General features: G+C 41.0%; 13 protein-coding genes. 10 read left to right on the forward strand and 3 right to left on the reverse strand.

Annotation, left to right across the window (positions count from 1 at the left end; translation table 11 throughout):
* Positions 1-256 precede the first annotated feature (256 nt).
* From ftsY to Xvie_RS04165, 5 genes are all read left to right on the forward strand, one after another.
* Complete coding sequence (gene ftsY / locus Xvie_RS04145; RefSeq protein ID WP_086108103.1) at positions 257-1,828, forward strand: signal recognition particle-docking protein FtsY; 1,572 nt, start codon at positions 257-259, stop codon at positions 1,826-1,828.
* Positions 1,829-1,834: 6 nt separating this feature from the next.
* A complete protein-coding gene (ftsE, locus tag Xvie_RS04150) occupies positions 1,835-2,500 on the forward strand; it encodes a cell division ATP-binding protein FtsE (protein ID WP_086108104.1) in 666 nt (221 codons plus the stop codon).
* Positions 2,493-3,473, forward strand: coding sequence for a permease-like cell division protein FtsX (gene ftsX / locus Xvie_RS04155; protein WP_086108105.1), 981 nt, complete (start codon positions 2,493-2,495; stop codon positions 3,471-3,473). Before ftsE ends, ftsX begins: the two co-directional genes overlap by 8 nt.
* 211 nt (positions 3,474-3,684) lie before the next feature.
* Positions 3,685-4,542 carry an RNA polymerase sigma factor RpoH gene (gene rpoH / locus Xvie_RS04160; RefSeq protein WP_086108106.1) on the forward strand — a complete coding sequence of 286 codons (858 nt, stop codon included), beginning with the start codon at positions 3,685-3,687 and terminating at the stop codon, positions 4,540-4,542.
* A gap of 206 nt (positions 4,543-4,748) precedes the next feature.
* Entirely contained in the window at positions 4,749-5,882 is a 1,134-nt protein-coding gene (locus Xvie_RS04165) for a glycerate kinase (protein WP_086108107.1), read from the forward strand.
* Between the two features lie 98 nt (positions 5,883-5,980).
* Here the strand turns inward: Xvie_RS04165 and Xvie_RS04170 are convergent, their stop codons facing one another.
* Positions 5,981-7,168 (reverse strand): MFS transporter, encoded by a 1,188-nt coding sequence (locus Xvie_RS04170; RefSeq protein WP_086108108.1) that lies wholly within the window; start codon positions 7,166-7,168, stop codon positions 5,981-5,983.
* Positions 7,169-7,293: 125 nt separating this feature from the next.
* On the opposite strand from Xvie_RS04170, the gene Xvie_RS04175 reads away from it, so the two are divergent.
* On the forward strand, positions 7,294-7,764 hold the full coding sequence (locus Xvie_RS04175) for a MarR family transcriptional regulator (RefSeq protein ID WP_086108109.1): 471 nt from the start codon (positions 7,294-7,296) through the stop codon (positions 7,762-7,764).
* 108 nt (positions 7,765-7,872) lie between these two features.
* Here the strand turns inward: Xvie_RS04175 and Xvie_RS04180 are convergent, their stop codons facing one another.
* The gene (locus Xvie_RS04180) at positions 7,873-8,178 is read right to left on the reverse strand and encodes a helix-turn-helix domain-containing protein (RefSeq protein ID WP_086108110.1); all 306 of its coding nucleotides are present in this window, start codon (positions 8,176-8,178) and stop codon (positions 7,873-7,875) included.
* Positions 8,179-9,675: 1,497 nt separating this feature from the next.
* On the opposite strand from Xvie_RS04180, the gene Xvie_RS22480 reads away from it, so the two are divergent.
* From Xvie_RS22480 to Xvie_RS04195, 3 genes are all read left to right on the forward strand, one after another.
* Positions 9,676-9,798 (forward strand): helix-turn-helix domain-containing protein, encoded by a 123-nt coding sequence (locus Xvie_RS22480; protein WP_244175450.1) that lies wholly within the window; start codon positions 9,676-9,678, stop codon positions 9,796-9,798.
* 436 nt (positions 9,799-10,234) lie between these two features.
* A complete protein-coding gene (locus Xvie_RS04190) occupies positions 10,235-11,458 on the forward strand; it encodes a tyrosine-type recombinase/integrase (RefSeq protein ID WP_086108112.1) in 1,224 nt (407 codons plus the stop codon).
* 86 nt (positions 11,459-11,544) lie between these two features.
* Positions 11,545-11,829 carry a helix-turn-helix transcriptional regulator gene (locus tag Xvie_RS04195; protein WP_086108113.1) on the forward strand — a complete coding sequence of 95 codons (285 nt, stop codon included), beginning with the start codon at positions 11,545-11,547 and terminating at the stop codon, positions 11,827-11,829.
* A 197-nt stretch (positions 11,830-12,026) separates the two neighbouring features.
* On the opposite strand, the gene Xvie_RS04200 is transcribed toward Xvie_RS04195, so the two are convergent.
* Positions 12,027-12,218, reverse strand: coding sequence for a toxin-antitoxin system HicB family antitoxin (locus Xvie_RS04200; RefSeq protein WP_086108114.1), 192 nt, complete (start codon positions 12,216-12,218; stop codon positions 12,027-12,029).
* A gap of 380 nt (positions 12,219-12,598) precedes the next feature.
* Here Xvie_RS04200 and Xvie_RS23555 point away from each other — a divergent pair, with 380 nt between their 5' ends.
* Positions 12,599-12,730, forward strand: a complete 132-nt coding sequence (locus tag Xvie_RS23555; protein ID WP_279625672.1) for a hypothetical protein — start codon at positions 12,599-12,601, stop codon at positions 12,728-12,730.
* Positions 12,731-12,810 lie beyond the last annotated feature (80 nt).

Genomic DNA, 12,810 nt, shown 5'->3' on the forward strand with positions numbered 1-12,810 from the left:
GACAAAAAGTGAGTGGAAATAAAGAAACCCGTTGATTAATTTACCATGAAATCCGCTATAGATATGTGTTGTGGTGTGATGAAAATGTTAGACTGGATTTTATTACCGTTAGAACCTATCCCAGTAGATAAAACAGCACATATCTAATAGATTTCTGGTTGCCATGAAGCCAGCAGCGCTGTGGTTTGAAAGATAAAATGTATCATGGGATAGGCTGTTATAACGCCATAATTAACCGCGAGGAGTGTAGTGGCCGATGGCAAAAGAGAAAAAAAAAGGTTTCTTCTCTTGGTTCGGACTTGGTCGTCAAGATAAGAAGCAGCAAGAGGAACAAGCTGAACAAGAAAGAATAGCAGCGGAAGAAGCTGAACAGCAGCGTTTAGCGGAAGAAGTGGCTCTCCGTACAGCCGAAGAAGCCGAGCAGCAGCGTTTGGCGGAAGAAGCAACCCGTCGCGCCGCCGAGGAAGCCGAGCAGCAACGTTTGGCGGAAGAAGCAACCCGCCACGCCGCCGAAGAAGCCGAACAGCAGCGTTTGGAGGAAGAGGCAATCCGTCGCGCCGCCGAAGAAGCCGAGCAGCAACGTTTAGCGGAAGAAGCAACCCGTCGTGCCGCCGAAGAAGCGGAGCAGCAGCGTTTGGCGGAAGAAGAGTTCCGTCGCACCGCCGAAGAAGCCGAACAGCAGCGTTTAGCGGAAGAAGCAGCCCGTCATGCCGCCGAAGAAGCCGAGCAGCAACGTTTAGCGGAAGAAGCAACCCGTCGTGCCGCCGAAGAAGCGGAGCAGCAGCGTTTAGCGGAAGAATCAGCCCGTCATGCCGCCGAAGAAGCTGAACCGCAGCGTTTAGAGGAAGAAGCAACCCTTCAGGCAGAAAAACAAACAGCATTACCGAAGGAACAAGAACGGCCAACCAAAGAAGGGTTTTTTGCTCGTCTGAAACGTAGCTTAGTTAAAACCCGTCAAAATCTTGGCTCAGGTTTTTTAGGGCTATTCCGTGGTAAGAAAATTGATGATGATCTGTTTGAAGAGCTGGAAGAGCAGTTACTGATTGCAGATGTGGGTGTCGAAACTACCCGCAAAATCATTACTAGCCTGACAGCTCACGCCAGCCGCAAGGAGTTGAAAGATGCGGAAGCGCTTTACTCTAAACTGAAAGAAGAGATGTCGGATATTTTGGTGAAAGTTGATAAGCCGCTGGAAATTGAAGGCAAATCACCTTATGTCATTTTGATGGTGGGAGTAAATGGTGTTGGCAAAACGACCACTATTGGTAAATTGGCGCGCCAATATCAGTCTCAGGGCAAATCAGTCATATTAGCAGCCGGGGATACCTTCCGCGCAGCAGCGGTAGAGCAGTTACAGGTTTGGGGCGATCGCAACAAAATTCCTGTGGTTGCCCAACATACGGGGGCGGATCCAGCCTCAGTGATTTTTGATGCCATCCAGTCAGCCAAGGCCAAAGGTGTTGATATCCTGATTGCGGATACAGCAGGGCGCTTGCAGAACAAATCCCATCTGATGGAAGAATTGAAAAAAATCGTTCGAGTGATGAAAAAACTGGACGTAGAAGCACCTCATGAAATTATGCTGATTCTGGATGCGAGTACAGGTCAAAATGCAGTAAGTCAGGCTAAACTATTCCATGAAGCTGTAGGGTTGACGGGTATTTCACTCACCAAACTGGATGGTACTGCGAAAGGGGGGGTTATCTTCGCTATTGCCGACCAATTTGAGATTCCAATCCGCTACATTGGTGTGGGTGAAGGAATTGAAGATCTCCGTCCATTTAAGGCAGACGATTTTATTGAGGCTCTTTTTGCCCGAGAGGATTAACTATTAATGATTCGCTTTGAACAGGTCAGTAAAGCCTATCTTGGAGGGCGGCAGGCGCTGCAAGGGGTGGATTTTCATCTGCTTCCAGGAGAAATGGCGTTTTTAACCGGTCACTCAGGGGCCGGTAAAAGTACACTTTTGAAACTTATCTGTGGTATCGAACGCCCTAGCGCAGGCCATGTCTGGTTTTCCGGTCATGACATCAGCCGACTAAAATCCCGGGAGATCCCTTTTCTGCGTCGTCAGATCGGCATGATTTTTCAGGATCACCACCTGCTTTTGGATCGTACCGTATATGAGAACGTCGCTATGCCTCTGATTATTTCAGGGGCAAGTGCTGAAGACATTCGTCGACGGGTATCTGCGGCGTTGGATAAGGTCGGCTTACTGGACAAAGCGAAAAATTTTCCCATCCAGCTTTCTGGAGGAGAACAACAGCGTATAGGGATCGCCCGCGCTGTGGTGAACAAGCCAACCGTACTGCTGGCGGATGAACCGACAGGAAATTTGGATGGGGAATTATCAGAGGGAATTATGCGTCTGTTTGAAGAATTTAACCGGGTTGGTGTGACGGTTCTGATGGCTACCCATGATATCGCCCTGATTGAACGAAGAAGTTACCGCATCTTGACCCTGAATCAGGGACGCATGCAAGGAGGACAGCATGACTAAGCATGTCCGTCATTCAGCGAAAAAAATACAGTCACCGAAACCCAAATCCAAATCATTGAAAGGAGGGTGGCGTGTGCAGTGGCGTTATGCGTGGAAAAGCACTTTGTCCGATATGTTTGGCCAACCGTTGGCAACGTTGTTGACCATTATGGTGATAGCCATTTCGCTGACCTTGCCGAGTGTGTTTTTTATCGTTTGGAAAAACGTCAATCAAGCAGTGATACAGTGGTATCCGGTTCCACAACTCACAGTTTATTTGGACAAATCACTGAATGACAATAGCGCCAAGCAGGTGATTGATCAGTTGAAAGGTATGGATGGAGTAAAATCTGTGAATTACCTTTCCCGTGAAGAAGCCGTAAATGAATTCCGTGCATGGTCGGGGTTTGCCAGCGCATTGGATCTGCTGGAGGAAAACCCTCTTCCGGCGGTCGCTATAGTTTCTCCCAAATTGAATTTTCAAAATACTCAGGCATTAACTACATTGCGGGATCAGGTTGCGCAGATTAAAGGCATTGAAGAGGTCAGGATGGATGATAGCTGGTTCGCTCGCTTGACTGCTTTGGCCATCCTTATCGGCAGAATTGCCGTTGTGATAGGTATCTTGATGGTGGTTGCATTGCTCTTGGTCATTGGTAACAGTGTCCGGCTGAGTATCTTTAGCCGCCGTGAGACGATTAACGTCATGAAGCTGATTGGAGCGACAGATGGTTTTATCCTGCGCCCTTTCCTTAATGGCGGAGCCTTATTGGGCGTTTTGGGGGCAATATTTTCCCTGATCCTTTCTTCTTTGTTAGTGTGGAAGCTTTCCGATGTGGTGACGGAAGTGGCGGGTGTTTTTGGAACAAGCTTTAGGTTGTATGGTTTGGGTTGGGATGAATCACTTTTGTTAGTGCTTATTTCGGGTATGATTGGTTGGATTGCTGCGTGGTTTGCGACAATTCAGCATTTGCGTCGTTTCAGGCCGGAATAAAGGTGTTTACCGGGGCTGCAAGTGAACTTCTGGGCTTAATTGCTGTCCAATTCACAGTTATGACTTTGTGCTGATATTTATACAATTGAGACGATTTGAATATGATTTTTACGGTGATAAAATAGACACACCTTTGGCTTGAATAAACCCTATTGGTTATTCAGGCGAACTTAAAAGCCATCAATTTGGATCTAACTTTGAGAGAATTTGAATGACAAAAGAAATGCAAACTTTGGCATTAGTTCCACAAGGTAGTTTGGAAGGATATATCCGTGCCTCCAATGCTTATCCTATGCTTTCTGCAGAGGAAGAGAGGGAACTGGCAGAAAGGCTGCATTACCAGGGAGATCTGGATGCAGCGAAAAAGCTGATCCTTTCTCACCTGCGCTTCGTTGTTCATGTTGCCCGCAGTTATGCCGGTTATGGTCTGCCGCAGGCGGATTTAATTCAGGAAGGCAATATTGGCCTGATGAAAGCAGTTCGTCGATTTAATCCAGAAGTAGGCGTGCGTCTGGTTTCTTTTGCTGTTCACTGGATTAAGGCAGAAATCCATGAATATGTATTGCGTAATTGGCGTATTGTGAAAGTCGCAACAACAAAAGCTCAGCGCAAGCTGTTCTTTAATTTGCGTAAGGCTAAACAACGTCTGGGATGGTTCAATCAGGATGAAGTTGATCTGGTCGCCAAAGAATTGGGTGTGACCAGCAAAGATGTCCGGGAAATGGAATCTCGCATGTCAGCGCAGGATATGGCATTCGATATGTCCTCTGATGATGACAATCATGATAGCCAACCTGTGGCTCCGGTTCTGTATTTGCAGGACAAGGCTTCTGACTTTGCCGATGGCATTGAAGAAGATAACTGGGAAAACCACGCTGCGGATAAACTTTCTGTGGCGATGGAAGGGCTGGATGACCGTAGCCAAGACATCATTCGTTCCCGCTGGTTGGATGATGACAACAAAACCACCTTGCAAGAATTGGCAGACAAATATGGTGTATCTGCTGAACGTGTTCGACAGCTAGAAAAAAATGCAATGAAGAAGTTGCGACTGGCTATTGAAGCGTAAACGCTTAGGCTTATTAGTTATGCGTCATTTAGTGGCATATAGTTAGCTGAGTAAAACTTGCTCGATTAAAAAGCGATAATTTGTTTTGTCGCTTTTTTTATGCCTACAAAATGGGTAGTAATAAGCAGTAAAAAGATGATTGGTGTATTGGATTTACTGGTAAAGAATACCAGTAAATATGCATCAGAGAGCCGAGGAAATTCATTATGAAAATTGTGATTGCCCCTGACTCATTCAAGGAAAGCCTAAGTGCCTTGCAGGTGGCACAGGCGATAGAGCGAGGATTTAAGGAGGTTTATCCACAAGCAGACTATATTAAGTTGCCCATGGCAGATGGCGGAGAAGGGACAGTAGAGTCACTGGTCGCTGCCACCGGAGGAAAACGTATCGTATGTACTGTTACCGATCCCTTAGGACAGCCTGTTGAGGCATTTTTTGGTCTGCTTGGAGATGGTAAAACCGCAGTAATTGAAATGGCGGCGGCCTCGGGTTTGCACTTGGTGCCGATAGCGCAGCGTAACCCGATGATAACAACGAGTTATGGGACGGGAGAGCTGATTCTGGCTGCGTTGGAACACGGTGCACACAAACTGATTTTAGGAATTGGAGGCAGTGCAACCAACGACGGGGGTGCAGGTATGATGCAGGCACTGGGTGCGAATTTATCGGATGGTAACGGTCATGCTCTGCCGTTTGGTGGCGCAGCATTAACCCGGCTGGAAAGTATCGACTTGTCGAATCTGGACCCACGTCTCAGGCAAATTGAACTCACAGTGGCTTGCGATGTGAATAACCCATTATGTGGTGAACAGGGTGCATCAGCGGTGTTTGGTCCACAAAAAGGAGCGACACCAGAGATGGTTAAATCGCTGGATTCTGCATTGCATCACTACGGAGCGAAAATGGAATCCCTGACGGGGAAAAGCGTGATTGATGCTATTGGTACAGGTGCGGCGGGAGGAATGGGCGCTTCTTTATTAGGATGTTTGGGGGCGAGATTGCAGTCAGGCATTGAAATTGTTATCGATACCTTGAAGCTAGAAGAAGCTATTCAGGGCGCGGATCTGGTGATTACGGGGGAAGGTCGCATAGATAGCCAGACCATACAAGGTAAAACCCCGATTGGTGTTGCCCGTGTTGCGAAAAAATTTGCTATTCCCACCATTGCGTTAGTTGGGGGAATGAGTCGGGATTATCATGTTGTGCATCAACATGGGTTGGATGCGGTTTTTTCCATCATACCTGAGGTCTGCTCCCTGTCAGATGCTCTTGCCAATGGTGCTGATAACTTGCAGATAACAGCGCGTAATATTGCAGCGCTTTGGGCTCTTTCTCATTGAATGGCATAGTATTTACCTTCGCCGAAATGCCTATTTTGGGGTAATTACTGCCAGTATTTTCAATGGTATCGCTTAAAACGCCCCGTTTAAAGGAGCAATCACATTCTATGATGCCGTTTAGTCATAATGACAGTAAAACCGATAGATACAGCAAATAACAGTGCTCCTGTTAAGAATACCCATTCATAGCGATTATTGAATAGCAAGAAGCTACCGACCATTGGACCAACAGCCATTCCCATGTATCTGATGAAATTATAAATCCCAATTACAGTTGCCCGTTCCTCCACAAATTTTGCTAACAGTAAAGAGGCATGTATAGGTGTCGATAGTCCTAAAGTGAAACCGTATAAAGCTGTGACAACAGCCAACGTGGGAATGCCGAATCTATATGTAATGGAAAACAGCAAGATTAAACTCAAATTTAGCAAGCTACTGACAATCAAACCATTTATCTCAGATAATCGATGATGAATTAAACGATAACTATAACTGCCAATAATCATTGCCAATGACATGGGCATATACATCCAACCAATCTCAGCAGGGCTGAAACCATATTTATTGTTTAAAATAATGGGTAAAAAAGTCAAAAAACAGAAGTAACAATAGAACAGCATAAAGCCAATACAGAAAACTGATTGCGCGATACGGTCTGACAAAATTTCACGGAAATGAAAAGACATTCTTTGGGAGCTTTCTGACTGTTCTGGTTTGGTTTCTGGCAGCCAAAGTAAGTTGCTGATAAGCATTAACCCGCCAATAACAGCAATAAACTGGAAAATTGCAACATAGCCATTTAATTCGGCTAAATAACCGCCGAGCAATGGTCCCAAAGCAGGAGCCAGTGTTAGCAGCATCTGATAAGTACTGATGGCTTTCGCACGATCCTGACCTTCATACAGATCGCCAATAATTGTTGCTGCAATGACAGGGATGGCTGCAATTCCAATGGCCTGAACGATTCGAAAGACAATCAGCCAATAAATATTGGAAGTCATCGCACAACCAATAGATCCAATAACAGAGATAGCAAGGGCAGGCAGTAAAATAGCTTTTCGGCCTTTACTGTCAGCTAATGAACCGTACACGATTTGCATAACAGCTAAAATAAACATGAATGCTGATACAGTCAGGTTTACCAAAGATAAGGATGTATTGAGTAGCTCTTTTATGGTAGGAATTACGGGAGTATAGATATTTTGAGCGAGAGAGCCTAATAGAGCACTAAAGCATACTAGGTAGAAGATCACTTTTATATTACGAATTGAGTTATATCTATTCATCTTTTTTCTCCATTTTATTTCCAAGGAAACTATGTTGAGATTAATAAATCTCTGGATTTTGTAAAGATCTTTTTTCTCTTTTTATTGTATGATGTCAAAAATATTTTCCTTGGAAATCATCGTAAATGAATAACCGAACAGCTTATCAACGTGAGATTCTTACTGCAGTTAACCAATTGATACACTTAAGAGACAGCACTAAGAGAGGGAATAATGAAGAGACACTCCGCGAGTATGGGCTTACTGGCTATTCGTTGTCTGAATTGCATGTGATTCAGAGTATTGGCGTATCGGGATTATTAAATATTACAAGTATCAGTCAAGCGGTGGGGATGACTAAGGGCGCTATCTCAAAAATCTGTGCAAAACTTCTTCAGCGTTCTATCGTTGAAAAACTGAAAATGGTAGATAATCAGAAAGAGACTTATTTCAGCTTAACCAACGATGGAAAGCAGATCTTTGTTGCTCATGAAAAACTACATCAGCAAGCAGAAGACAGATGGTTGCAAATATTGGAAAACTACTCGTCGGAAGAACTGATGATCATTCAGCGATTTATTGTCGATATTGTTGGTATCATGGGCAACACCCGATAATGAAATGCACAACTTTAACGTAACATTACCTGACAAGAGTCAGAAGCCTGAATTGGATAATAGAAATCAGTGGCACAATAGGCTTCTGACGAATTTATCTTGTCCCATTTAACAACCATTCTTACCTATAATTGTTTCAGCAATGGGAATATATTGATCCGTGAGTTTGTTAACAGTACCATCCCCTTTATTTTTGCTTTCTTTGCAATCTTCGAAAAACCAATCAATTGGGGTATCTAATATCTTAGCAATAACAACAAGATGGGCTAGATTGATTCGGTTTGTCCCCCTTTCATAACGTGAAAGTTGTTGTTGACTAATGCCAATTTGCTTCGCTAATGCTGTTGCAGTGATACCCAGCTCTTTCCTTTTGGTTTGAATGCGTTGCCCGACTAATAAATTTACTTTTTCCATATCTTATCCTTTTTTAATTAGTAAGTTATGGCTTCATCAAGGAGGCTTTCCGGGGCTTAAAATTAGTTGGATTTTTGCTCCGTCAGTTCCTTGTAAAATAGAGCCTACCTTGACGGATTTATTACCGTTCACAGTATGCCTATTGTTACCACTTGATTTGCCGTTTTGTTTTCTGACATGGGCCTTTTTTGGTAATGACATGATTTTTTTATTAACTTTTTGAAAAAAACAGTCCCCCACCGGAGCAAGGAGTGCTCTTCCATGATATGAATGACATCTCTTTGTCTTATCTCTATCTCTACATATGTTTTCGGATGCGTTACCGATACAACTTAAACAGAATTTCTGTTCTCCTTGCATGAGAGATAACCAATATTCTCCTAACTTTTACTTTATGGAATTTTATATAATTCAAAAAAGTTAATTTATTGATTTTTAATAATATTTAAGTCAATAAATAATATAACCATATGAAATGTAATAAATTACTGTCTAATTCCATATTAATTAATATCTTACATTCTTATTGTTAGTTTTTTTAGATTATAAACTGGACAAAATATACCAAACTGTAAACATAATCCTACATAATGTAACCTAAGTCAAATTTCATTACATACTACAAATCATTCCACTTAAGCAATTATAATATATGAATTTTTTTTGTTATTCATATATTTTATTGTATTGCAATAATATTGATGGTGAAAAAATGTTACTTGATGTAGCCAAGTGACATCATATCAATAGCATCAATATTTAAAAATCTTTACATAAACGAAATTTAATTCTATTTATAATAAATAAGTAGATTATAAATCCAAACTAGACAGTTTGGTATAAAATGTCTTGTTATTTATTAATATTTTATTGATTTGACTTATATAAAGACATCTAAGTATTTTAGTTGATTATTTTGGTTATTTTTATAAGTTTTCATTAAAAATATTATTTATTTCTACCTTTTCCACTAAATGGTCCTCCAATTTATCTAAAATTAAAGTTCAATCGCGCTCTTGTGTTTTTTCTAAACACTAATAAACATCCTTACACGACATTTAGTATTAATTATTTTTTATTATAAAAATCAATATGTTATTGTTTTTAGCTTGGTGGTGATATTTTCTCTATAATTATTATTTCTTCATGTGATTATTTATCTGTGGAAGATCTTGGTATTGAGGTTTTTATTTGATATATCACATTAAAACTGAAAAAAACGGTTGTTATTGTGTAAGATTTCCAGCAATACCATTATCGTTGGGATTGGAATTTTAATGTCAGGGTGATAGGTATGAGATAGGTGTGAAATATGCCTATGTATAATACCAAAGCGAATTCAAGCTGATACAGAGCCACTTTGTGTCCAAAGCAGCAACGTGGAAAAGGAAAGAGATGTGAGTTGATTGAATATCACATAATGCATGCAGTCAGGCTACAGGAAGTTTCTACCAGTATGTCTGCTATCGCCTTCCGCTGATATTATCGCCGCTTTACGTGCGTGGTACGACCTTGGCGGAAGTCTCCCGTGAAGCGGGACTGAGTTCTTCTACAAGTCGCTATTTTGAGCGGAATGGTCAGCTTATTGAAAGAACGGTCAGAAAGCGGTTAGCATCGTAGAATCGTTCTTAATCAGACAAAAAAGTCACGATCTGAAATTTTAAACCTTAAGATAACAAAGAAGCTGTTTTTGTTCTCATGGCTTTTTCCTTGTTTTCAAGTTTTCCCACTGCCTACTTGCTCATATCTAGCGGATATAAACATTTTTCTGTATATAAACATTTGTATAAACAAAAAAAGCACTCCCTCAAAAAGAGAAAGTGCTTTTATAACAACATGATCTAAGACTAGGATCAGTTCATGCCGTATCAGAAGAATTTATGTTTACGTGTTTTTCTATGATTTTATTAAATTAATATAAATCAATAAATTACACGATCATTGTACTGTATATTGTTCCAGTGCTTATTGACGTTTATCCACTCTTACATCAAACTGTGGGGTAATCGGTGGGGTAATCCGAGACAGCGTGAACTCATTCTTTATGGATATATACATGGCTGAGCTAAATAAATTAACTGATAAAAAACTCAGAGCGTTACATGGAACGGAAAGAGATAAATTAGTAAAACTTGCTGATGGTGCAGGGTTAATGATTTGTGTTACTAAAAAAGGCGCTATCAGTTGGTTTTTTAAGTATAGAACTGGAGGGCGTGATACAGAAGCCGATATCATCACATTTGGGCGCTATCCTGATATGAGCCTTAAAGAAGCCCGTGCAATTCGTGATAAGTGTAGGAACTGGCTCTCATTGGGTAAAGATCCAAAGCTCCAACTGAATCTGACCATGCAGGAATCTTTGAATCCAGTGACTGTAAAGCAAGCTATAGAATATTGGATTGATAATTATGCTAAAGATAATAGGAAAAATATAGACAAACATATATCTCAATTGGAGAGGCATATATACCCTTATATTGGAAATATGGCATTAACAGATTGTGAAACTCGTTATTGGCTGCAATGTTTTGATCGAATTAAAAAGAAAGCACCAGTGGCTGCTGGTTATATATTCCAAATGTGTAAACAAGCGTTAAAATTCTGCCGAGTAAGAAGATATGTGATCAGTAATGTATTGGATGATTTGACCATTATTGATGTCGGAAAAAAGCAAAATAAAGGGCAAAGATATTTAAAAGATAATGAAATTGGTCAACTTTGGCAGTCTCTTAATACAAATATTTATTTACCTTACTATAGTAATTTGTTGAGGATTTTAATTGTTTTTGGTTGCCGTTCACAGGAAGCCAGATTATCTAAATGGTCAGAATGGGATTTTGATTCGATGTTGTGGATTGTCCCAAAGGAAAATAGTAAAACAGGTTCGGAAATCATTCGCCCAATACCAGCATACATGAAGCCATTTTTAGATGAACTTAAGCGCCAGAATCATAGCGGTGATTATTTGTTAGGCGAAATTAAAAATCCTGAAACAGTTTCACAGTGCGGCAGAAATATATGGAAAAGATTAGGGCATGATAGAGAGTGGTCTTTGCATGATTTAAGGCGAACCTTTTCAACTAAACTTAATAACTTAGGGGTTGCCCCACATGTAGTGGAGCAGCTTATAGGCCATGCTTTGCCGGGTGTTATGGCGATATATAATAAGAGCCAATACCTACCAGAGAAATTAGACGCTTTAAACAAGTGGTGTGAGCGATTGGATGTATTAGCGGGTAATTATGAGAATGTGGTTATATTAAAAGTAGCACAATTGTAATATATACACAACAAAGTTGCTTTCTTTCGTAATAATTTCCATTAAGTAAAATACCCTCACAAAAACAATGAAATAGTGAGGGTAGCATGACCATTCAATATAACACTCCTACGTCTGAAGAACGCCGTATTATCCTTTCCGAATATGGCGAACCTTATGATCGTCTTATTCGTGAAAAAGAACGCCAACACATTACCTCTATTTCCAGAACATCAGCATGGAAACTGGAAAATGAAGGCCGCTTCCCTGCCCGTAAGCCATTGGGTCGTAATTCCTGTGCTTGGTTACTCAGTGATCTACTTCATTGGGTACGAAATCCTCCAATCGTAGAAAATATAAATAATCCATATAGCCGTAAACCTGCCAATTAAATAATAACGTAATGGAAAAATTAACTGCCTTAATTGGCAGTGGACAAACTCACTCTAAAAATAATCTGATTTTTTCGGATAAGGGATGTGATGGCGGTTATTAACTATAAAGACTCCTTTTATTTAAGAAGTCACCAATTTGAGATAGTTACTTTTTTGAGAGGATTAATTAATAACTGGGTTTATTGCCGGGCGGCTCAACCTTTGGGTTCAATTCCCTGTGATTGTAATTCCTTACGGGCTAATTCCTTAAACCAATTTCCCAGACTCATGCCTTCATTTTTGGCTAATTCTGATAATTGTTTCTTAAATTCAGGCTGCATCCGTATTTGGAAAGCTGGCGCTTTGCCTTCACCTTTAGGGCTTTTGTCTCTTTTGGTTGTTGACATGTGTGTACCTATTGGAATAGCATCATATTTATTAGGTACACACCTTATCACGACAGAGCCTAATACTACAGCCGTAATCATCCCAAAATTAACGTGTTATCTGATAATCAATAAACTGAGAAACCGTATCATTTCAAGCTGTTCTACGGGCATATTTCCGATTGAGAAAAACAAATACGGCTGTAGTACTAATAGAACAACGCCCCACAGTGATCGCAACACATGTAGGGCGTCTGACCACAACATTATCGGAGCTAATGCTATGGCTGATACACAGTCTAACCAAACTCGCCTTAAATTTACATTCCTTATTATATCCGGTACTCAGCGGCTTACTGATATGTTTTCTCTGATCTTCGTATCAAGTCAGGGGGCACGCCATGAGTAATAAACCTATCTCACTAAAACAGGCGCTATATCGTGCAGGTCTGGGTATTTCACTTTTCACGTTCATTAGCAAAAAAGCCAAAAATGAATGCGAAACCAATTTAAATAACCTGAACTTCGTTTAAGAAAGGAAGAAAAGAAGGGAACTAAGAGCCTGAGGCACGATCAAAGTTTTTGCTTAGAAAACAAAATCGTGGAGATCCTC

This window comes from Xenorhabdus vietnamensis, assembly GCF_002127535.1.
Lineage (GTDB): Bacteria > Pseudomonadota > Gammaproteobacteria > Enterobacterales > Enterobacteriaceae > Xenorhabdus > Xenorhabdus vietnamensis.